General features: G+C 42.4%; 17 protein-coding genes and 1 pseudogene. 1 reads left to right on the forward strand and 17 read right to left on the reverse strand.

Translation table 11 applies throughout. From position 1 onward, the window contains the following. Positions 1-23 precede the first annotated feature (23 nt). The 11 genes from MHI15_RS10455 to MHI15_RS10505 all read right to left on the reverse strand — a co-directional run bounded on the left by MHI15_RS10455 (position 24) and on the right by MHI15_RS10505 (position 12,173). A complete protein-coding gene (locus MHI15_RS10455; RefSeq protein WP_312151013.1) occupies positions 24-1,367 on the reverse strand; it encodes a sensor histidine kinase in 1,344 nt (447 codons plus the stop codon). Continuing rightward, positions 1,368-2,036, reverse strand: coding sequence for a response regulator transcription factor (locus MHI15_RS10460; protein ID WP_076128780.1), 669 nt, complete (start codon positions 2,034-2,036; stop codon positions 1,368-1,370). 28 nt (positions 2,037-2,064) lie between these two features. After that, positions 2,065-4,026, reverse strand: a complete 1,962-nt coding sequence (locus MHI15_RS10465; RefSeq protein ID WP_312151014.1) for an ABC transporter ATP-binding protein/permease — start codon at positions 4,024-4,026, stop codon at positions 2,065-2,067. A gap of 207 nt (positions 4,027-4,233) precedes the next feature. Continuing rightward, a complete protein-coding gene (locus MHI15_RS10470) occupies positions 4,234-4,377 on the reverse strand; it encodes a hypothetical protein (protein ID WP_162636847.1) in 144 nt (47 codons plus the stop codon). A gap of 16 nt (positions 4,378-4,393) precedes the next feature. Further along, positions 4,394-4,912, reverse strand: a complete 519-nt coding sequence (locus MHI15_RS10475) for a DinB family protein (protein WP_312151020.1) — start codon at positions 4,910-4,912, stop codon at positions 4,394-4,396. 168 nt (positions 4,913-5,080) lie between these two features. Then, a complete protein-coding gene (locus tag MHI15_RS10480) occupies positions 5,081-5,737 on the reverse strand; it encodes a response regulator transcription factor (protein ID WP_038573390.1) in 657 nt (218 codons plus the stop codon). Continuing rightward, positions 5,715-8,096 carry an ATP-binding protein gene (locus tag MHI15_RS10485; RefSeq protein ID WP_312151016.1) on the reverse strand — a complete coding sequence of 794 codons (2,382 nt, stop codon included), beginning with the start codon at positions 8,094-8,096 and terminating at the stop codon, positions 5,715-5,717. The genes MHI15_RS10480 and MHI15_RS10485 overlap by 23 nt, the downstream gene beginning before the upstream one ends. Positions 8,097-8,233: 137 nt before the next feature. Beyond that, positions 8,234-9,043, reverse strand: coding sequence for a CPBP family intramembrane glutamic endopeptidase (locus tag MHI15_RS10490; RefSeq protein WP_341164395.1), 810 nt, complete (start codon positions 9,041-9,043; stop codon positions 8,234-8,236). Between the two features lie 784 nt (positions 9,044-9,827). Next, positions 9,828-10,961 (reverse strand): glycosyl hydrolase family 8, encoded by a 1,134-nt coding sequence (locus tag MHI15_RS10495; RefSeq protein WP_341164396.1) that lies wholly within the window; start codon positions 10,959-10,961, stop codon positions 9,828-9,830. 335 nt (positions 10,962-11,296) lie between these two features. Further along, positions 11,297-11,833, reverse strand: coding sequence for a DUF2812 domain-containing protein (locus MHI15_RS10500; protein WP_076137069.1), 537 nt, complete (start codon positions 11,831-11,833; stop codon positions 11,297-11,299). Positions 11,834-11,849: 16 nt separating this feature from the next. Further along, complete coding sequence (locus MHI15_RS10505; protein ID WP_076137071.1) at positions 11,850-12,173, reverse strand: PadR family transcriptional regulator; 324 nt, start codon at positions 12,171-12,173, stop codon at positions 11,850-11,852. Between the two features lie 137 nt (positions 12,174-12,310). Here MHI15_RS10505 and MHI15_RS10510 point away from each other — a divergent pair, with 137 nt between their 5' ends. After that, positions 12,311-12,481 (forward strand): hypothetical protein, encoded by a 171-nt coding sequence (locus tag MHI15_RS10510; RefSeq protein ID WP_162636851.1) that lies wholly within the window; start codon positions 12,311-12,313, stop codon positions 12,479-12,481. 119 nt (positions 12,482-12,600) lie between these two features. On the opposite strand, the gene MHI15_RS10515 is transcribed toward MHI15_RS10510, so the two are convergent. The 6 genes and pseudogenes from MHI15_RS10515 to MHI15_RS10540 all read right to left on the reverse strand — a co-directional run bounded on the left by MHI15_RS10515 (position 12,601) and on the right by MHI15_RS10540 (position 22,690). Next, positions 12,601-13,566, reverse strand: a complete 966-nt coding sequence (locus MHI15_RS10515) for a globin-coupled sensor protein (RefSeq protein WP_341164397.1) — start codon at positions 13,564-13,566, stop codon at positions 12,601-12,603. Between the two features lie 221 nt (positions 13,567-13,787). Then, positions 13,788-14,117 (reverse strand): four-helix bundle copper-binding protein, encoded by a 330-nt coding sequence (locus MHI15_RS10520; protein WP_076137074.1) that lies wholly within the window; start codon positions 14,115-14,117, stop codon positions 13,788-13,790. Between the two features lie 105 nt (positions 14,118-14,222). Further along, positions 14,223-14,543 (reverse strand): metal-sensitive transcriptional regulator, encoded by a 321-nt coding sequence (locus MHI15_RS10525; RefSeq protein WP_076128794.1) that lies wholly within the window; start codon positions 14,541-14,543, stop codon positions 14,223-14,225. A 74-nt stretch (positions 14,544-14,617) separates the two neighbouring features. Continuing rightward, positions 14,618-15,648 (reverse strand): annotated as a pseudogene (locus tag MHI15_RS10530) (cation diffusion facilitator family transporter). A 230-nt stretch (positions 15,649-15,878) separates the two neighbouring features. After that, positions 15,879-16,544, reverse strand: coding sequence for an S-layer homology domain-containing protein (locus MHI15_RS10535; RefSeq protein ID WP_341164521.1), 666 nt, complete (start codon positions 16,542-16,544; stop codon positions 15,879-15,881). Continuing rightward, positions 16,478-22,690: a beta strand repeat-containing protein gene (locus tag MHI15_RS10540; RefSeq protein WP_341164398.1), complete on the reverse strand. Its 6,213-nt coding sequence runs from the start codon at positions 22,688-22,690 to the stop codon at positions 16,478-16,480. Before MHI15_RS10540 ends, MHI15_RS10535 begins: the two co-directional genes overlap by 67 nt. Between the last annotated feature and the right edge of the window lie 186 nt (positions 22,691-22,876).

Genomic DNA, 22,876 nt, shown 5'->3' on the forward strand with positions numbered 1-22,876 from the left:
TGCCTTAAGCTTCAGCCCGTTAACTATTCATAGGGTTGAGAGACAGGGATCCAGACGATAAACTGGGTTCCTTCCCCAACCTTGCTCTCCACTTCTATTTTACAATCATGCATTTTTAGAATTTTTAAAACAATGGATAATCCAAGTCCATTCCCTTTATGAACGCTGCTCCGCGCTTTATCCACCATATAAAAACGATCAAAAATGCGGGGCAATGCTGCCTCTGGTATGCCTTGACCAGAATCTTTAATAGAAACCTTCACAAACGCTATAGAACGCTCGATTTCGACATGAATGATACCCTCTTGGCTTGTATATTTTATAGCATTATTAATTAGGTTTTGCCAGACTTGATCAAACAAATCTTTATCCACCGTAATTTGGCAGGGTAATAAATCCAATTCTATCTGAATGTTTTTCTGTACCCATTGTGGCTCCGCCAGAACGATCGCTCTTCTTAACTGTTCATCCAGCTGAAAAGTGGTGAGATTAACCGGATGATGTTCTGAATCAAGCGAGGCTAATCTAAGCAGATTGTCACTTAGGCGGGATAAGCGCAGCGTTTCCTGATAAATAATATCCAGATGTTCTTTTTGCTCTTCTACTGGAACGACACCATCTTGCAGCGCTCTAGTAAACCCTCTAATGGACGTAAGTGGAGACTGCATTTCATGGGAGACATTGCTGACAAAATCATCACGAACTGAATCTATCTTTTGCAGCTCACTAGCCATATGATTAAAGCTTTCCATCAGTTCCCCGAACTCATCTTGATTTTTATGCGTCAAGCGCACAGATAAATCGCCTGATGCCATTTTTTTAGCTGCTTCCGTCAGACGTTTGATAGGCTTAACAATGAATCCGGACATCAAGAGAATCAGTAAACTTCCAATGACTAAAACCGTTAGAAGTGTAAAAAACACGTTGCGTCTGAATGTGATCAAGCTCGACGAAAAATCAATTTTAATGATGAGCGCAGCTTTCTCCTTATCTACGATGGGAATGCCAACAATAGCAACACCAGACTTATCATTAAGCATCACTGCGTCTGTGGAATCTGGCTTAAATAGAGCGGCAACCTTCTCCTTATCCACTGAAAAAACAGCATCACTCCACTCATTCACTCTCACTTTCGCAATATCGACCCCATATTTATTGAGCAGTTTAGTAAATGCCTGTGCTTTTTCCGGATCATCGATTAGGGTAAGCACTTTGGCTACGTCCCCAGCTACTCTAATGAAGATATGGTTTGGGGTCACATTATTTTCGGAAAACCGTACATTTAGCAAAAAAGAGATCATTAAGCTGACGATCACAATCCCAATGAACGTAATGACAATACGCAGACGCAGGCTTTTTTTTAACATTTAGGCCAACTCCAGACGGTATCCAAGTCCTCTTACCGTAGAAATAATTAGCTCGGGAATCGATTCAAGTCTTTCTCTCAGACGTTTGATATGCACATCTACCGTACGCTCGTCGCCTTCATAATCGACACCCCAAATATTTTCTATGAGCTGAGAACGCGTGAATATTTGCCCTGGCGAACCCGCCAGAGCAAATAACAACTCACATTCCTTTTTCTTCAACTCCACCGTTCTCTGAGCCGTAACAACGTTCAAATTCCCCAGATCAATCATCACTGCGCCTAGTTGAATCACACTCGAGGAGGTTAAATGATATCTTTTTAATAGTGATTTTACCCTCAGGACCAATTCAATGGGATCAAACGGTTTGACTAAATAATCATCTGATCCGGCATTAAATCCTCTGACTTTGTCCTTAGATTCTCCTCTAGCTGTAACCATCAGAATTGGAATATCGATATAAGATCGGATATCTTCGGTCAATTCAATACCATCTACATTTGGCATCATCACATCTACAATCACCAAATCGATCTTTGTATGCGCTAGAATGTCTAATGCCTCTTGACCGTCTGCTGCTTCCACTACGGAAAATTGGTTTTTTTCAAGATATAATCGTATTAATCTACGGATATGAGAATCATCATCCGCCACTAGAATCGTGTTCATCTCTCAATTTTCCTCTCCGCTAACCTATTTATTCATATCGTAGAGATTCCATTGGATCCAGTTTGGCAGCCTTAGAGGATGGCATCAAACCGGCGATAATACTAATCAGGGTACTCACAACGATCCCAAATAACACATAATAACCGGATAGATTAATAAGTTTCACTCCAAAAGCATTGTCCAAGAGAATATTTAACACATAACTAATGACAATGGCAAAGAGTACCGCAAAGATACCGCTGAATACACCTAATAAAGCTGATTCAGAAAAGAATATACGTTTGATATCTTTTTTCCTTGCGCCAATTGCCCGAAGAATCCCAATTTCCTTAGTCCGTTCCACTACACTGATATATAGCACAACCAATATCATGATCCCTGATACGAGAAGTGAAATCCCGGCAATACCAGAGAGAACTATAGTAGCCATATTCACATAAGTTGTGATTCGCTCCATGATTTTTGCCGATTGAGAACCTGAGAATCCAGCATCAACAGCGGCTGCATTAATATCATTCACATATTTCATATCGGTTGCAAAAGCATTAACTTGAATTGGACCTATTGTAATCCCCTTGTCAGCATACATTTGCTCCAGAGTCTGCGCTGGAAGATAACCCGTGGGTTGCATTTGCGCTCTTGGATCAGTGCTTTCATAAATACCAGAGATAGTGACTTCTTGTTCCAATGTGATCGGTTTATGCTTAGCATCCATTTCATTAATATATAGATAAATCGATTTCCCTACTAAAGACTCTGGACTGTCATTTCCGCTTAATTTACTTGCCGTTTTCACGGGTAATAATATCTCTTTGCCCTCTGGAAAAGCTCCTGCGGTAATCGTCTCTTTAGCAAAAGCATCCGTTAAGGTTGTTAATTGTGTAAGACTAACCGTCTGATCTGCATAAACCATAGTAGATTTGCCCGAAATGGAAGTGATGGTTTCTACATAATCAACATTTGGAATATTTCGGATGGTTTCAATATCGGCAGCCGTAAACGTTTCGCCGGGCAACATCATTGCCTCTGGACCTTGCATGCCTTTAGCTTCTTCACTGGGTTTAGTTATATCCACGAGTAAAGGATCCATACTTGAATTAATTTCGTCATTCATATAGTTCGTAATTCCATTCCCTAAGGAAAGCATCAACAGTACGCTTAAAATACCAATAGACCCACCCAAAGCTACCAATACATTACGTTTGGCGTTGAGTTTCATGTTCTGCAGAGCCATTTTAAAAGATGCAAATAAACTGAGATTCCGGGATGACCCCTCTCCTCCATCGTAACTAATCAAAGAGCGGTCCTTTAACTGAATATCATCTTTAATCCGTCCTTCTTCCACCTTTACGATACGGGTACCAGAGTCGGCTACTTTCTGTGAGTGGGTCACGGTAATGACCAATATCCCTCTTTTGGCTATGCTGTCCAATAAGGCTAAAATTTGATCGCCGGTATCCTTGTCCAAGGCCCCTGTAGGTTCATCTGCCAAAATAATATCAGGATTATTCGCTAGCGCGCGGGCGATGGACACTCTTTGCTTCTGTCCACCGGACAGCTGATTGGGACGTTTTTTCAGGTGCTCTTTCAAGCCTACCTCAGTCAAAATATCTATAGCACGTTTATTACGGTCCTTCTCACTGGTATCCGTCATCTGCATCGCCACTGTAACATTCTCCAAAACTGACAGATGTGGGATCAGATTGAAATTTTGAAAAACGAAGCCAATATTGTTCTTGCGATAATCATCCATTTCCTTTTCGGTCATCGTGCTTAAATTCTTTCCGCGGACAAGGACCTCGCCCTCATAATCGGAGTCCATTCCCCCAATGATGTTCATCAGTGTGGACTTTCCGCAGCCAGACTCACCTAGAATAGAGACGAATTCACCTGTCTCAAAGCTTAGATTCACATCATGGAGTACTGGCACCTTTTCTTTACCGTACAAAGTATATGATTTCTTTACATGTTTAACTTCTAATATTTTCATTTGTTTCTCTTCCTCTCCTGGTCATGCTCTATATCTCTTTTGATGTTTCATATCCTAACAAATTTGTGTGAACTGATAATGAACTGGATAGCCACATGGAAGAGTCAGAGCTACAGCAGATATTTAGGTTAAGCAATATAAAAAGGCGAATTCACACTCAAAATGAGTGGAACTCGCCTTTTCTATTCGGCTTATTTTCAAAAGAAATTAGTGCATGAGGTAATAAGCTAATCCTCCAACTTGTTTTCCGGCGTAATAAACGATGTCTATAATCACCACTGTTAATACAAATTTCGAGAGCAGCGGATATTTCTTAAATAAAGGCTTTATATTTTTCTCTATGTACTCCATTCGCGCGCCTCCTTTCTTAAGCTAGTGCTCTTTTTCGGATCAGCCTAATCTGGCCTCTATGATTGATTTCATCCTCAAAAACGTGAAACCACATAAAATAGTAGTTCGCAGGTTTGTTATGCCAGAATTCCTCTTCAGTATATAACCAATTATCATCGACGGTTGCGAATAATTCATAAGTCTTTTGTCTAACTTCATTTAGGCGATCTAAATAATAGCTCAGGTCATTCCCCTTAATATTGGCTCGTCCTTCGTCTCCTAAATTTAATGCTAGCCCCCATCTCGTTAGCTCTTCTTCAGACAAATCTCTTTGCTCAAACGTTGCTACTTGATATGCATATTCTACAGCAGCGTAGTGCAATAATAACGCTCCAATAGAGTTACTCTGAGCATCCAATAAATAATCCAGTTGTTCCACAGTTAGACCCTTAACGGCTTCTAATGTTGTATATCTTGCATAGTTCATCATGGATAAAAGTCGGCTGATTTGCGGGGAGTAACCTGGGATATCTGTAATCAAAAATATTTGGTTCATGTCAATCATATGGATGTTCCTCCTTGATTTCTTCAGAATAATACTCTAAATACCTGAATGGTTCAGAATTATGAATTACAGGTAATGACGATCAAGATGCAAAAGTGAGGTGCTTAACACCATGAATAAAACTAACAAAACTATGTATTGGGTTGTATGGGCTTCAACTTAGAAAGTCTCCATCCTAACAAGACCTAGTCGCTTCCCTTCCACTATAGCTTCGGATCTGGAATGTACACTAAGCTTCTCAAAGATTCTCGTCAGGTTATACTCTACAGTCCTTTGTGACATTAAAAGCTTGCTGGCTATGTCTTTATTGCTTTTTCCACTAGCTACTTCTTGGAGTATTTCCTGTTCTCTTTGATTAATGGACACTTCTTCAAGCAGCCGATTATCCCGGTGATTAGAAATCTTGATATCATTTCTTCGTAGCTGTTTAAGTAAAGACACCGGAATGACCGCCTCATTCCTTAGTGCACAACGAATGGTATTTAACAACTGTTCTCGGGAAGCTGTTTTAGAGATAAATCCTGTGACCCCTGACTCCATCAAAAGATTATAATGAGCACTGATCTCATATCCGGTATAAATCACCACTTTAGATTCAGGATCACGTTGAACGGCTCTTTTGGCGAATTCAAGTCCGCTGATCGTAGGCATGTTGAGGTCGCATAAGATCACATCAAATTCTTGTTGCTCCAGCCTATCCAAAGCTTCCATCGCTGACAAAACAAAAGTAACCTCCATATCCGCGTCCTGCTCAATCATAGTTTTGGTGCCTTCTCCGACTGAAGGATGATCATCAACCAACAAGATACGTATCATCGTCATCGCCTCCTCTGTGCTTTTCTTCTACAAAAGCCATTGTCGGTAAATAAATAATAACCTCCAGTCCCTTCCCTTTCTCCGAGGTAAAAGTGCACTCCCCCTCTAAGCTAGCAACACGTTCTTTGATTCCAGACAGGCCCATATGCTGAAAAGATTCCCTGATATCAACTATATTCATGCCAATCCCATCATCCTTATATCGAAAATAGAGGTGCTCTTGCTGGTCCAGCTCAATTTCAATCTGATTCGCCTTGGCATGTTTCCCGGCATTCCGCAGGAGCTCCTGTACTATTCGATACAACGCAATCACCAGGTCTTCACTTAGCTCACCAATCGGACTGGATGTAAAGGTGATAATGTAGTTGGACTGCAGCTGGGCATACTCAAACAATAGTTCCAGTGCCTTCACAATTCCGGTCTCTCTTAGCAGCGGTGGACGCAGTTCATTGCAGGTCTCCCTAATCTGATATATCACATCCAGAAGTCCCTCTTTAATCTGAAGCAGCTCTGGCAAAATATCCGCCTCAATATCATGATCGGAGATCAGTGTTTCCAGCCTGCGAAGCCAAATGAGCTGATCCTGAAGAGCAGAATCATGTAAATCCGCCGCCAGCTTTCTGCGTTCTTTCTCTGATAAGTTAAAGATCAGGCGTAGAACCCATGGTGCTGCATGTAGCTCTTTTTTCATCTCTGCTTCAAGGTCTTCAATCAAGCCTTCAATAAGATATAAATTCTCATAGACAATACTCGCATAATTTGCGAGGGTATTTAACCAGTTAAGCTCATCCGAATTAAGCTTTGTATGGTTCTTCTTATGATCAATCCAGAGGAGATGAAATTTTTTTTGGTGACGTCCGATTACGAGTAAGATCCCCTGTTTGAGTTGAACTACTTCTCCTACCTTAAAAACTGGAGATTTCGATACAAATTCTATGTTGATCTCTTGGCCCGAATTGTCGACTATTTGTTCGAGGTTACTCATATCCTCATCTCTCTCAAAAAAAGCAGACCGATTAACCGGTAAAATCTCATTGATTTCCTTGTGAATTGCAGCCTCCAAATCAGACCGCATCATAACCTTGGAGATTTGCTTCGAGAATCGCTCCAGACTACCTTGATAATGATAAAGCTCACGGAACAGTTTAGGCCGGAAATAATAATCTATTTTCTCCTTAAAGAATAAAAAGATTGTAATAGATAAATATACAACCAAAAACATCTGAATCCATTTGATCCAATCATACTCTTGCCTGCTCTGAATGATCGCAAGTACGGCTACAATCATTAGCGCCGGAAAAAAAGCAATTAATAAATAATATTTAAACCGATTAAAAGCGAAATCAATATCAAATAGTTGCCTAGCCGTCAGCAGATAAAAATAAGTAACTGGCATCAAAAACAAAAAGATCGTAGTAATTTCGTAAGGAATCAGGTTGACCCCAACAGCAATGGGTGCAGCTGAGAAGAGAACAAACGGTGTAAACGCAAGGATTTGTCCGGTAAGCATAATTTTAAACATCGATTTAAGCGCTGTGCTTCGATAAGTAATGTATAAATATAGCAGCTTAAATATGCTGTAAAAAATCCCAAAAACAAAGAACCCAATAATAATTAACCTTACAAAGGAATACAAGGATCTATCCCAGGAGTAAACCATTAGACTGGAGGTGGAAAATAGGCTTAGTAAAATGACCAGGCCATAGTATATTTTGATTACAGTAGTAGATAGAACTAATACATCAAATCGTTTCAGATATACTTGGAGAAAGTGAATAAAAACCAGTGGAATTAAAGGCAACACGCTACCCATCGCGATTCTACCTATAAGATCAGATCTACTTGAGGCATATCCCGCAAAGTAAGTTATTCCGACTAATAAAAAGAATAAAATCAGCAGCTCTGCTGAGCGATCCCCGCTTTTCCTGCGGTATAATAGAAGGCTTAACACTGCCAAAAAAACAAATGTCGCTCCAGGGACTACAAGCTGGGTAAACGTATGATAGATGGAGGACTTATTCTCAATATCGTAATGCAAAGCAAGTGGAGCCCCCCCTTTGGAGTTACGAAGAAGGTCAACGGATTGAACCTGAGTTAAGCTTCCATATCTCACAGCTTCATCCACTTTATCAATCGGTTTCCCATTAACCCGTAATAAGATATCCCCTTCCCTTAGATTCTGTTTATACCCTTCGCTTGAAACGTCTGCCTCAGCAATATAATATTGCCCTTCTTCATTCTGCTCCAGACCAACGCCAAGCAAGATGTTAGAGTGAATGACCCACACAAAATGAATAATAAGAAAAACAAAAAGGCAAAGTAACCCTGATATGAATAACTGGCGGAGTTTTACTGTCATTTCAAATCCCCCGAACGAACAAAATTATACATATCTCTATTCTTATTTGGTATTCCCCTACCATTTTATATGAATCACAAAGGAAATTATATACTTTTATGCATGATATTCCTTCTCCTCTAAATATCCGCATTGAATTATAGCTCTATCCTGGCTTTTTGCTGCTTCACTCTGTGGTTTCGATCCAGAATCCATATCGCTGCGCAGCCATATAAAATCACTGGAACCCAACCACTCTCCCCGGCTACATACTCCAACATAGGTGAAGAACTGACAGTAATATTGTGCAAAACACTATCTACAGCATTATTAGTTCCGTGTAAAAGCACTGCCGGCCAAATACTACCGGAGGTCAGACGCAGTTCATTTATAATGATGCCCGCAAACATAACAGATAAGGTAAAGAGCACCACCACGAGCCAGCGGCTTCCAGAGGAATGATAAGCACGCGGCCCAAGAATCGCCGGATAATGCCATATAGCCCAGATTAAGCCCATTGTTACACTAGAACTTACTCTTCCCATCCATTGAAAACGCGGGAGCAGCCAACCCCTCCAACCGATCTCTTCCCCCAAAGCAGATAATGAACCAAGAACAATGTAAACGAGCAAATATATAGCAGTCTTGATCCATGAATCTGGAGGAATTAAGCTTGAGTTCCATCCCATCCAATAGACAGCATATCCCGCTCCCAGTGAACCTAAGGGAATAACTAAAGCCAATATGTATTCTTTGCCTCCCCTAAATTTGAAGCCCAACCTTCTCCATCCCTCAGCACTGTATCCATCTCTCACAATCAGAAACATCATGATACATACTGTGAAAAAAGGAGTAAATCCATACAGACCTTGCGCCGATTCCGGAAGCAGCAACATCCCTAACGCCATTGCCCATACGATAATAATAAATAGAAGAGATTGTTTCTTGTCTGAGAGCAATATTATCACCTACCCTTTTTAGATATAAGGAACTATATCTTCCTATTTAATCCAATTGTATATAACCAGGCAGGACGTTTCACCGAAAACAACGTTCGTTAAAACCACAATTCTTTTGCGGTACTACTTATCTGTATGCCGCAAAGTCTTCAGTAAGGTTGTCCTAAAAATAGTGAAATGGTATGCGATGTGCGATGTGCGATGGGCAGCGTAAGTGTAAACTAATTAGGGAAATACTCCCTGAAAATAGCCGATATTCGCTCTAAAAGGACAAAATCAGGGAATTCCTCCCTAATAATCAGGGGATTTCTTTATTAGTTACTGAATCGGCCAAAATTTAGGGAAGTTTTCCCTAATTATATGTCTGATGAACAGAAATCTCTGAATTTCAGGGAGAAATTCCCTAATTGCTGTATCAGTGCTTCACTTATTGCATCATTTGGAGCATCATTTGGAGCATCATTAGGTACGCCCCTTGATTCAATTGGTTTTCAATAAAGGATGCTCCGCCGTACGCCGAGTGACGGAACCGGAAAGTGTATTTGGATAACCGAAGAACAAACGAGGATTTCGGGGATTTCGGGGATTCCAGTGATTTCTGCTTTGCGGCACAAAAAAGTGACGATAGAGATCAGGTGGCTTTCACTTGCCCATAATCTACTGAAGCAAACAGTAGTTGACCAAAAATGCAGAACAGCGATTGCCCAATATTAGGGAAATCGCTGTTCTGTTTGACTTTATGGTTTTGGGCATGAACGTTTTGGGGACAGCCTTTTTCTAACTATACGTTCTCTTAATAGGTCCACCAGTTACCAGACATAACGATCATCGAAAACAGCTTGATGCTGTCTTCATAGTAATCTTCTGCAGCACTGCTTGCTGTGTGGCTCCAGAGAGAATTCAACCAGCTTTGGTAAGTTGATGAGGTCATCGCACTGACTCCAAATGGAGCATAGAAAGCACCGCTATTGTAACTTCCAAATACGGTTCCGTTTAGCTTGTACCCATCTTTTATACTACCGGGTGTACTGCTTACTTTAGTCTTAATCCAGCTATTCATCTTATTGAGCTGAGTAAGTGCCCTGCTGTCTCCAGTAATCAAATAATCTGTTGCGATCCGCCATGGGGTACGACAAGAATTGTAATTGTAATTCCCGTCATTGGCATCCTCAAGGAAATTCGCCGCAGCAGGTTTATACACACCACCAGAGTAAACAACGAAATCAGGCAAGAGTCCAGTGCTAGAGCTATAACCCGTATAAAGGCTATTTATAATCGTGTACGTTTTATCGATAACATTCGTCCAGCGGGTATCTCCTGTAGCCTGTTGGAATGCTTTTAGATGATTTAGCATGAAATCCGAAGGTCTAGTTGCCGTATTATACGAGCCGCTATTCGCCCAGTCACCTAGACGGATCGTCCACTGTGTCTGGTTAATCTCATTGTCCATAATCGCATTAATGATATCTTTTGCAGCTTGTAAATAATTGATCGTACCACTACTTCCCCACTGCTTGTCCGCAAGCAGCAATGAGAAAGCTATATCCATATCTCCATCTGTAGCAGAATCCTCGCCTTCAATGTTTTGAAAGCTGCTGTTTTGCTTCCAGGACATCAAATAAGGATTAATTGCACTTGGATGAGCCTTGTAATAATTATATAAGCCGTCAAAATAAGTCTGAGCATTGCTGTCATAACCAGCCATCAAAACTGTGAACAACATCCCGTAACCATGTGCTTCAGATACCGTTTCTCCATCTGAATTATACTTAACGTAATATTTGCCAGTGCCAGCTGGTTTGAGATAGGCCGTTTTCCACGCATCCCATTTGGTCTTCACTGAATTATCCATACTGGTCTGGGTTACATTGTTCGGCTTGATAGATCCACTCGTATAGGTGGTGTGTTGCGGAAAAGGTTTGTTCACTGCTGCAAACGCGGAACCGCAGGAAGAATACTAATTATCAAACATACGACAATAAGGCTTCTCCAACTCAACCTAAGCTTTGCATTCTTCTTCATCATTCATTGCCTCCTCTTCAATTGTGGTAATAAATTTGAAAGAAAACAGCAAGCTAATTCGTATTCGTCATCATTGTAATACAGAATATGGAATTAATATATAATGAATCCCATTAATAGATCATTAGTACTATATATCTGAGACTTAGATTTGTTCTCACTCCTCAACTAAAAAAGGAGGATCCCACAACCAACTTCATTCATGGCTGTGCAAACATCCTTTAGATAAAAATTCATTCGCTATTCTCGTAATTTATTTAATTTAAGTCGATACGCAATGTATGGAAGACCCGGAAAGACCAACATACAAAGTGTGACCACTACTAACACTAGGCTGATATTCCTCACCATCTCAGGTAACCATCCATTAACGCCCAAGATCGCTAGGAAGATAAAAACAATCAAAGCTATAAGCAATGGCAAGGCTGCTTTGCTCATCGTTTTCTTTTCACGTTCATATTTGTCAATGAGGGTCCCAGTGTCTGAGTAGATAGGCGCCGTACCTGCAGCTGCCCGAAAGATATGAAACCCATTTCCGGCAGAACAGACATAGGTCCATCCGGCATCTTCAAAAATCAAATAATACTCCTCATCAACATTCGTGTGATAATCTACACTGTACTCAAAAGTCTGGGGATCTCCCTTTCTTAACTTATAACCAAATGGTGCAAAGCTTTCCAGGAGCCAGCCCTTTTTGGCATACTTACTCAATTTCTGCATATCTCCTTTTTCAGTAAAAGCTAAGCCCCCGCTGGTCACATATTTTGTATTCTTCATGCCTATTCCCCACCTTTTATTTGAGAATTTGTTCTGCATGTTTAATCATTTCTTTTCGGCGCTCTACTTCTTTTCTTAGCAATCCAATCCCTTTTTCTGTTGCAATATACGTTTTTCGTTTGTCATCCTCTTCTTCTTTATACAGCTCAATAAATTCAGCCGCTACCAGCTTCTTAATGGTTGTATACATGGAAGCAGGCCCAATTGAAAATTGATTGTTCGTCATCGTTTCGATCGATTTCATAATCAAATATCCATGTTTGGCTTCGACTAAAGACAAGAGAATATAAAAAGCAGTGTCTGTGAGCTCTCCCATTTCCAATGAGTCTGTTCTTGACACTTAATCACCTCCCCATATATATCATTAAAAGATATATCATTAAATGAACTATATCTTTTAATGATACACTTGTCAACTGCTGGCATAAAATTCAAACTACCTTCTCATACTAGGTGAAGAATATGGAGGTGAATGTCATGCCCAAAAATAACGCCAATCCCAAAGAAGCTCCAGGTAAACATCAACCAAGTAAGAAAAACAATGCGGAGAATAACAACAATTTCAATGAAGCCGCTCAGATGGTGAACATCGATAAGGCTGCTGATTATGTGCCCAGCTTAAACGGTGTCTCCAAAACTGATGTCTAAGCTATACCGCTAATTACTTTTTATATTTCAAACAAAAAAACACTCCTCAGAATTTTCTGAAGGAGTGTTTCAATCCGTGGCAGTTTCATTTCAAGCTCTCTAACTCAGCGGTCACTTTTTCAATTAAGTTCACGAATGAAGCCAAGCTCTTGAGAGCTTTTGACCTGATCCTTGGAATACATCGAGTTATGTTCCGATTCTTTTTTCACCTTGGAGAGTGTGGCATTGATATTGTCTAGCTTCTGGTCAATGGTTACCAATGAATCCTTTGAGCGGCGGGCTAGCTTACGAACTTCATTAGCCACAACTTCAAAACCTCTTCCAAACTCCCCAGCTCTGGCGGCTTCGATAGCCGCATTTAAGCCTAAAAGATGCGTATGATCTGCCACTTCTCTAATCATCGTACCCACTTGATGAATAGACTCCACCTCTTTGTCCAAATATAATACCGTTTGATGCGTTTTTTCTTGATAATCAGCATTTTTACTAGCTAAACTTTCTATCGATTCACTGCTATCCTTTAATTGAACCATCAAAGATACCAGCTCCTGAACGGCTGAACTCACTCCTGTAAGCAGGTGATTTTGCTTCTCCAGCAAGTTTTCTATTTTTGCTTTTTCATCCACTTCATAGGCTTCAAGAACGAGCTGTGAATCGAGATTAAACATCTTGGTTAAGGCATGAATAACAGGCTTCCACTCGTTTGGTAATATCCGTTCAAAATAAGCAGTAGCCAAATCCAGATATAATATGTACGTCCCCAAATACCAATTTGTTGTTAATCCAATACGAGAATGGATTTTCCCGATAAGCAAACGTCTTTCAATAAATGCTTCATCGATCACACCAGCGGCCATAGATAAAAAATACCACTGCTGTGTTTCTTTCAATCGATCCAGTGTACTGTGCTGCTCAATGATGTGGAGCAGTTCTGGCTCCATCGTCATCTGTTTATACAGCTCCTCAACCAATGAGCTAACGATTAAGTTGAATTCTTTCTCCTTGCTTTTTAATAATTCTAAATCAGCCTCAGTAATCCCTATGTAGCTAACTTGCTGGAGTCGTTCTGGACTAAGATTGATCATACCGTCGTTAACATCCCTCTCATAACTGTTTATTTTTCTCAGCCATCCCCTATGGCATCTATATCTCTTGATTATAAAGGTATTATTTCAATAAATTTTAACACTATATTTACCTATATTGCTTAATAATTTTACAAAACCTCACTAGTTGCCCTTAGATTTGGCTTCCTATTCATGAATAAAGGGCTGCCGCAGCAGCCCTTTCAGTTTCAAGCTTAAATTTACGCCGCCATTTCACGGCAAACTTTTGCACAAGCAAAACAAGCTTCTGCACATTGCTGGCAATGTTCATGATCATGCTTTTGGCATTCGTTGCCGCAGGCTTCACAAGCTTCTGCACAAGCTAAACAAATCTCTGTTGCATATTTACTATTCATCGACATGGCATGAGCTGCAAACTCGCATATATCTGCACATTCACGATCCAGGCGAATGCACTCCTTCATCATCCCCACATGATCCTCATCCAAACAAGCTGAGTAACAGTGATTACAAGCTATCATACATTTTAAACACTCTTCGATACACTCTTTGTAGTTTTGATGTGCCATAACACATTCTCCTCTCAATTCATTAATTAGGATAGTCCCCTACTCTATATATACCCAATTTGAGCAAATAAAAAAGGATTCCGGGGAATCCTTCCGATTGATCAATTATCTAATTAATTTATTGATGGTAACTAATAGTTCATCCAGTACCTCGTTCTCACCTTCCTGGATACGTTCCACCACACAACTTTTCATATGATGCTCCAGCAAAAGCTTGCCCACGCCGTTCAATGCAGATTGGACCGAGGAGATTTGATGCAGCACATCATCACAATAGGTGTCTTTTTCAATTAACCCTTTTAGCCCTCTAACTTGACCTTCAATTCTATTGAGCCGGCTAATCAAATTCTTTTTAGTTTTATCTGAGTGATGACTTTTCCGCTCATCCGTACTGCATGATTCATGCTCGTGAGTCAGATTATCCATGCACCGATCACTCCTTTCCTCGTATTTTTATTATACTATAGCCCCCCTATTCTATTCAAAAAATAAATCATTGATCAGATTTTCAATTCTTCATGAACTATAGCGGAAGTTTCAACCTGAATGGTTGTATGTTGAATTTTGAAATGATCGGCAATTAACCGAATCGCTTGCTGCAAAATGCGTTGGTCATCTGCTTCCTCTTCAATTAAGATATGACAGCTGAGTGAATCTAATCCCGAAGTTATGGTCCAGATATGCAGGTCATGAACATTTTTAACCCCTTCAATGCTTTCGAGGATTTCCTTTACTTGAGCTGGATTGATTGTAATCGGTGTGCCTTCCATAAGGACGTGAACGGTATGTTTGATAATTCCCCACGCCCCTCTAAGAATCAATAGAGCAACCAATACGCTTATGATAGGATCTGCAACATACCAGCCAAAAATCATCATAATTAAACCGCAATAATCGCCCCTACTGAACCTAAAGCATCACCAAGCACATGGAGATAAGCACTACGGAGATTAATGTTATTTTTCACATCCCCTTTTCTCATAAGCGACCATGCACTAGCCACATTGGCTAAAAGACCAATACTTGCGATCAGCATCATAGAACCACTGGCAACCGCCGGCGGCTCAAAAAATCGCCCATAAGCTTCTACAATGATAAATCCAGCAACTACAAATAGAGTAACTCCGTTTAAGAGTGCTGCCAAAATTTCAAATCGATGAAATCCGTACGTTTTGTTCGGGGAAGCAGGTTTAGTTGCGAACCAGACCGCTACTAGGCTTAATGCTAGAGAGCTTGCATCGTTTAGCATATGCCCACTGTCCGATAACAGGGCTAAGCTGTTAGTAATCAACCCACCAAAAAACTCCAAAAACATAATTCCAACCGTAATGATCAACGCAATCAAAAGCCCTTTTTTATTTCCACTAGGATCAAAATGTTGATGCCCGTGAGAGCCATGGGAGTGACTGTGTCCTTCATGAGCGTGACTGTGTCCTTCATGAGCGTGGTCGTGGTTAGTGTGATCGTGATTGGCCTGTTGCCCGTGTACATTCTCGACCTGATGATTGCGTTTGTTCTTCTTGTTCATCATGCTTAACCTCCTATTACCTTCAGCTAGATAGTATTCGTAGCCCTGCGCAGTTACATTCAAAAAATCCAGTTAATAATAACATATGAGCATGTGTTCATATGTTATTATTAACTGGATTTTTCTTCTTGTCAATAAAAAAGCAACAAATGATTGTCTCTGACCTAATAAAATAAAGAGGACCCTCCGCAGCTCTTCCTGCATGAAGGATCCTCTCAAACCAGAACCGTGTATTAAATCAAATCTGATTGTTGCAGCAATCTTTGGATGATAGCCGCAACTTCTGCTCTCGTAATGAAGGCTTGTGGGGCAAGTACATTTCCACTTCTGCCCGTGATGATTCCTGCTTGCAGGCTGTCTGCGATGCCACTCTTCGCCCAGCCCGATGCTTCAATCGCATCCGTGTAAATACTCAGCAGCTCGCTTGCTTCTTTGGAAGAAAGTTTAGTCTTCAAATCGGTAATCACCATAGCTTTAGCAATAATACTCATCGCCTGTTCCCTAGTAATCTTGTCTGTTGGATGGAACGCTCCATCTTCAAAACCGTTGATTAGCTTATAGGAGTAAGCTGTCTGCACCGCATCATTATACCAATCTGAGACCTTTACATCCGTAAAGGATGTTGTCCCGCTTTCCAACTTCAATCCCAATCCACGTACGATAATCGCCGCAAATTCTGCACGTGTAATCTCCTGATTAGGGTTAAACAAATCGTCGCCGACTCCATTAATAACCTTACGGGAAGCCATCTCATTGACAATGTCCTTAGCCCAGTGGTTGACGACATCCTTGAAGTTCTGTGAGTCTTGAACTACAAAATACGTACTGTTCGTTAAACTGTGTATTTTCGCAAAGTGTTTGCCATCAATGGCAACAATCTGTGTGGGTACATGACGGATCGTCCCCCCGTTTCAAGCACTAGCCCAGTTGTGATCTTCTTAAGGTCTACACCATCTACAAGAGGAATAGTTCTTTCCACATAAGTCTTAAACTTACTCAGCTCAACAGTATTTCCAGCGTAAGTAACTTTCACCGTGAAATCTAATGGCTGAGCTACCAGCGTTAGCTTTTCATTGGCTGCCAACATTTCTATTCTTTTCAGTACATCCGCAGTCGGAACAGAAATTGAAATCTGCACCTTCACATCTTGTAGAGCAATGTCTGTGCCAAACTGTTTTGAAATTGCACTGATATCAATCTGTGCTGCTGATATTGTATAAGTACCTTTTGGAGTACGAATAATTAGCAGCGCCTGCTTCTGCTCCATATCTTTTATGATTTGGCCATTAAGCTCACCAATAATCACATCTGAAGTCGCAGTCACAGGAATAGTTATAATTGCATTCTGGTCTTCCTTTTCGATACGTTGCTCTATTTTTGCCTGATCTACAACAATCGTGGTAACCGTCTGCCCGTTTTGCTCAGATATCGTTGCTGTTCCGGCATTTTCAACCTTACCGTTCACCAATACCTCAACCATGCTGCTAGATGGTGTAGCTGTAGCTGTAGCAGTGGATCCTGCTGTTGCAGTTGGTGCAGTTGTTGAAGGTGGTGCAGTCGGTGTTGATGTCGGTGATTCTGTTGGCGTTGGTGTTGGCGGTGTAGGTGTAACCTCAACCTCCGTTGATGACTTCGGTGTCACGGAGTTCGAAACTTCAGAAACTACACTACTACCAGCGCTATTAATCGCTTTAACTGTAAACGAATAAGTGGTTCCATTCGCTAGACCTGTTACCTTTATTGGACTTGTTGCCCCAACTGTTACGATATTACCCGGAGAAGCAGTAACCTCATAATTCGTAATTGGAGTTCCCCCGTTCGAATCAGGAACTGCAAATGTCACAGTCGCCTCGCCATCTCCCGCTACTGCTATTAAGTCCGTAGGTGCAGATGGTGATGTTCTTGGTTTCGTGCTGACTTCGTTAGAAGCTGCACTCTCCCCGCCCGGATTAGATGCCTTAACTACGAAATAATAAGATTGGCCATTAGTTAACCCTGTCACATCATAGTTGTAGACGGATTCGCTTACTGTAGCCACTTGGGTCTCATAGATTCCGGAAGTAATACCTTGATATATAGTGTATCCAATCGCACCCTTCACCGGATCCCATGTTAAGCCGATGAGGCCATTACTTGCCACAGGTGAATGAAGTATTGGCGCACCCGGTGCTGGAACTTGAGGCGTTCTGGTTACTTCATTGGAAGCCGCACTGATACCATCAGGATTAACAGCCTTAACAATAAAATAATAAGCAGTTCCATTAATTAATCCTACAGCATCATAACTGTTCTCAGAGCCACTTATAGTAGCTATCTCAGCTCCATAAACACCTGAAGCTGTAGACTGATATACAGCGTAACTATCGGTACCATATACGGGACTCCAAGTAATTCGAATATGTCCGTTCCCTGCTGTTACAGACTCAATGCTTGGCGCAGCAAGTTCAGGCCAGGTAAGGTCAATAACTGCACTAGTGATCTCTGTAAGACCTGTCGCATCAAATGCCAGTTGGGCTCCGGTGATTCCAGCTGCATTCGTAGCTCCCAGATCCGTAAAGGAAATGAGGCCCGCTACTGCTGTCAACGTCGTATTCCCCGTCAACGTCCAGCTTCCAGTGTCCTTCTTCGACACAGTAACAACCGTACTGTTGTCGCCAATGTTTACATTCCCAAACTGATCCAACAGCGTTATCACTGGTTGCTGCGCGAAGCTGCCGCCGTTGGCCTGCGGCGCACTTACGCCTGTAGTCAACTTCATTGTCGCTGTGCTACCTGCGACAGGTGCAATGTTCAGCGCTGTTGTCGCTGGCGAGGTTACGCCTGCTTGGCTGAACACAACAGCTTGTGCTCCCGCTTTGTTCAGCTTCAGGTTCACCTGTGCTACACCCGCAACGAAATCAACGTTGATCTTGCTCGGTGAAGCTGCCAAAGCAATGCCGTCCACGCTTCCGTACGTTCCGTCCGGCGCAACGCCATAACCTGATACCGTCACTTCTTTTGTTCCGGTGAACGTTGTATCTGTATTGCCCAGTGAGTTCTTCACGGTCAACGTAATCCCATCATCCACACCTACAACAGGTGTCAACGTCGCCGCTGAAGCGGTGATGCTTTGTGCTCCCTGTGGCTGTGGAAGATTCACGGTAGCGCTAGTGATCTCTGCAAGACCTGTCGCATCAAATGCCAGTTGGGCTCCGGTGATTCCAGCTGCATTCGTGGCTCCCAGATCCGTAAAGGAAATGACGCCCGCTACTGCCGTCAATGTCGTATTTCCCGTCAATGTCCAGCTCCCTGCGTCCTTCTTCGAAACAGTAACAATCGTACTGTTGTCGCCAATGTTTACATTTCCAAACTGATCCAGCAGCGTTATCACTGGCTGCTGCGCGAAGCTGCCGCCATTGGCCTGCGGGGCACTTACGCCCGTGGTCAGCTTCATTGTCGCTGTGCTACCTGCGACGGGTGCAATATTCAGCGCTGTTGCCGCTGGCGTGGCTACGCCTGCTTGGCTAAACACAACCGCTTGCGCGCCAGCTTTGTTCAGCTTCAGATCCACCTGCGCTACACCCGCAACGAAATCAACGTTGATCTTGCTCGGTGAAGCGGCCAAAGCGGTACTTCCTAAGCTTCCGTACGTTCCGTCCGGCGCAACATCATAACCCGCTACCGTCACTTCTTTTGTTCCGGTGAACGTTGTATCTGTATTGCCCAGTGAGTTCTTCACGGTCAACGTAATCCCATCATCCACACCTACAACAGGTGTCAACGTCGCCGCTGAAGCGGTGATGCTTTGTGCTCCCTGTGGCTGTGGAAGATTCACGGTAGCGCTAGTGATCTCTGCAAGACCTGTCGCATCAAATGCCAGTTGGGCTCCGGTGATTCCAGCTGCATTCGTGGCTCCCAGATCCGTAAAGGAAATGACGCCCGCTACTGCCGTCAATGTCGTATTTCCCGTCAATGTCCAGCTCCCTGCGTCCTTCTTCGAAACAGTAACAATCGTACTGTTGTCGCCAATGTTTACATTTCCAAACTGATCCAGCAGCGTTATCACTGGCTGCTGCGCGAAGCTGCCGCCATTGGCCTGCGGGGCACTTACGCCCGTGGTCAGCTTCATTGTCGCTGTGCTACCTGCGACGGGTGCAATATTCAGCGCTGTTGCCGCTGGCGTGGCTACGCCTGCTTGGCTAAACACAACCGCTTGCGCGCCAGCTTTGTTCAGCTTCAGATCCACCTGCGCTACACCCTCAACGAAATCAACGTTGATCTTGCTCGGTGAAGCGGCCAAAGCGGTACTTCCTAAGCTTCCGTGCGTTCCGTCCGGCGCAACATCATAACCCGCTACCGTCACTTCTTTTGTTCCGGTAAACAGAGTGTCCGTGTCGCCCAGCGAATTCTTCACGGTCAGCGTAATGCCATTATCTACACCTACAACTGGTGTCAACGTCGCCGCTGAGGCGGTAATGCTTTGCGCTCCCTGTGGCTGTGGAAGATTCACGGTAGCGCTAGTGATCTCTGCAAGACCTGTCGCATCAAATGCCAGTTGGGCTCCTGTGATTCCAGCTGCATTCGTAGCTCCCAGATCCGTAAAGGAAATGACGCCCGCTACTGCCGTCAACGTCGTATTTCCCGTTAACGTCCAGCTTCCTGCATCCTTCTTCGACACAGTAACAACCGTACTGTTGTCGCCAATATTCACATTCCCAAACTGGTCCAGCAGCGTTATCACTGGCTGCTGCGCGAAGCTGCCGCCGTTAGCCTGCGGAGCACTTACGCCCGTAGTCAGCTTCATTGTCGCTGTGCTACCTGCGACAGGTGCAATGTTCAGCGCTGTTGCCGCTGGCGAGGTTACGCCTGCTTGGCTGAACACAACAGCCTGTGCTCCCGCTTTATTCAGCTTCAGGTTCACCTGAGCTACACCATCAACGAAATTAACGTTGATCTTGCTCGGTGAAGCCGCTAAAGCGGTGCTTCCTAAGCTTCCGTACGTTCCGTCCGGCGCAACACCATAACCCGTTACCGTCACTTCTTTTGATCCGGTGAACGTTGTATCCGTATCGCCCAGCGAATTTTTCACGGTCAGCGTAATCCCATTATCCACACCTACGACAGGTGTCAACGTCGCCGCTGAGGCGGTGATGCTATATGCAAGAGTAGGTCCTAGGTTCAGGGTCATTTTAGTGAAATAATCCCCCACGACCTTAAAATTAGTACCATCGTAAATAATGCCATTAAGATTAGAGGTAAGATCAGATGTTTCCTGAGTCCACGTGGATCCGTCTGCCGAAGAGAATAACTCCCCCTTCAATCCAACAGCCAGAAAACTCCCATTACCAAAGCTGATATTATTTAGTGCGCTAGCTGACATTGTAACCTTCGTAAAAGTTACCAAATCTTCTGTGGTTAGAATTACTGCCTGCTGGCTAAGTGTATCTTCTCCAACCAGAATATAAGCTCTACCATCATAGGCAATTCCCTTTAAAGAAGTATTGGGGAACCCAATCTCTAAGGGCACATTCCACTGTATTCCATCTGATGATTTTGCGATAACAACGCTCTCTTGCTCATAAGTAGTACTATTGTATTTCATCCCAAGAGCTACAAATTGATTATTCAAGTAAGCTACTGTATTAAATGCAAAATCCCCATTTTTAAATCTCTCTGTCCATGAGGTTCCGTTAACTGAAGAATAAATTCCGCCATAATCGGAAACAGCAACGTACTGATTTGTGCCAAAAGCAACGCCAGTCAGATTGTCCTGCACTCCGGTATCTGTCATAGTCCAAGTATCACCGTTGGTCGAGGTCACCACTTTGGCGTTAAGATTGTAGTTTTCTTTATCTGTAACCGCAATAAACTTCCCTGCTCCATAAGTGACCGCATTCATTCCCGGCAGCTTGGAGGGTGTGACATCGTTCCATACTGCGGAGCTATTAGATTTGTAAATAGAGCCATATTCCCCGGATGAGACGGCAACATAATTGCCATTACCATCCTTAGCAATACTTTTCAGATTACCGCTGACATTACTCCACGCCGATAGGTCAGAAGAAACCAGTAAGCCGTTGCCCCCTGAAGCAACATATTTTCCATTTCCGTAAACCATATTGTTCATCATCATTGTTGTATGGGTATCCGAAGATGTCCACTGGGTGCTGTCCAGCGGAGCCGCAGAAGATTTATAAATTACACCCTGCCCAAACAACAAATAGCTCCCATTTAAAGAACCTCCCCCATAAAATTGCTTGTTATCCCATGAGGCATCAACGGTCCAATTAGCACCGTCTGTAGAGGTGAATACTTTTTTAGCATACGGAGTCACGATATAACTAAAGAAACGATTATTTAAATAGATTACATTCGTAACATAAGGCCAACTAGAGTTATAGTGGTTGATCACAAGATCGGTTAAGGTGACCGTTGTCCAATTGATCAGATTCGTTGAGGTATAATAGACAGCATTGTTAGCAGAGACCACATATTTGTTGTTGCCATAAGCAATATCCGTTAAGCTTTGCATTCCGAATATTGCATTGGTAGAAGTGATTCCTGTGTCTGTCCAGTTAATGCCATCCGAGGATTGTAGTAGAGTTACATCATAAGAAGGTGGATTGGTGCCAGGTTTATATACTGACTGCCATACAAAGAACTTTTCATTGACCGCTTTCAACCTTTCCGGTGTGATAGCTAACGTTTTTTTTGTCCAATTTTCACCATCGAGTGAATTGTAAACTGCCTTTTCGCTACCATCAATAGCTAAGAACAGCCCATTAGCGAACACAATAGAAGTTAGTTTGGGGTTCCCCGCCTTTTTTGAGATAGACCAATCTACGCCATTTGATGATGTAGATATCCCTCCTTGGCCCACCGCTACAAAAACATTGTTACCAAAAGCAACACTGCTCAAATTTCCAGCTGATGTGGAGCTTTGATCTATGATATTGCTATTGCTATTGCTGGGTGCTGCATAAATTACTGCAGGCATAAACAGAGAACTGACGATAGAGAATACTAAACTTATTGCTAATAAAAGATTGCCACTCCGCTTAATCACAATTTTCCCCCTTTGGCATTACACCAAAATATAAATACTTCCACCATATGGAGATTAGATGTCTTTTCTAAGATTTGTAGCCATTTGGTTTGATTTTTATATCGGTATAATCCGAGAGAATTATTACGAATTTAACATTAAATTTTGATTAAAAACAACAATAATTTACACGCTTCACCTATCCAT

This window comes from Paenibacillus sp. FSL H7-0918 (assembly GCF_038007025.1).
In the GTDB taxonomy this organism is placed as follows: Bacteria; Bacillota; Bacilli; order Paenibacillales; family Paenibacillaceae; genus Paenibacillus_AQ; species Paenibacillus_AQ odorifer.

Coding starts and splice junctions, on each gene's coding strand:
- MHI15_RS10525 (WP_076128794.1), bottom strand. CDS start 14,543: ATGGATAATCTGACTCACGAGCATGAATCATGCAGTACGGATGAGCGG.
- MHI15_RS10460 (WP_076128780.1), bottom strand. CDS start 2,036: ATGAACACGATTCTAGTGGCGGATGATGATTCTCATATCCGTAGATTA.
- MHI15_RS10515 (WP_341164397.1), bottom strand. CDS start 13,566: ATGATCAATCTTAGTCCAGAACGACTCCAGCAAGTTAGCTACATAGGG.
- MHI15_RS10485 (WP_312151016.1), bottom strand. CDS start 8,096: ATGACAGTAAAACTCCGCCAGTTATTCATATCAGGGTTACTTTGCCTT.
- MHI15_RS10465 (WP_312151014.1), bottom strand. CDS start 4,026: ATGAAAATATTAGAAGTTAAACATGTAAAGAAATCATATACTTTGTAC.
- MHI15_RS10510 (WP_162636851.1), top strand. CDS start 12,311: ATGCCCAAAAATAACGCCAATCCCAAAGAAGCTCCAGGTAAACATCAA.
- MHI15_RS10455 (WP_312151013.1), bottom strand. CDS start 1,367: ATGTTAAAAAAAAGCCTGCGTCTGCGTATTGTCATTACGTTCATTGGG.
- MHI15_RS10480 (WP_038573390.1), bottom strand. CDS start 5,737: ATGATACGTATCTTGTTGGTTGATGATCATCCTTCAGTCGGAGAAGGC.
- MHI15_RS10520 (WP_076137074.1), bottom strand. CDS start 14,117: ATGGCACATCAAAACTACAAAGAGTGTATCGAAGAGTGTTTAAAATGT.
- MHI15_RS10470 (WP_162636847.1), bottom strand. CDS start 4,377: ATGGAGTACATAGAGAAAAATATAAAGCCTTTATTTAAGAAATATCCG.
- MHI15_RS10500 (WP_076137069.1), bottom strand. CDS start 11,833: ATGAAGAATACAAAATATGTGACCAGCGGGGGCTTAGCTTTTACTGAA.
- MHI15_RS10475 (WP_312151020.1), bottom strand. CDS start 4,912: ATGAACCAAATATTTTTGATTACAGATATCCCAGGTTACTCCCCGCAA.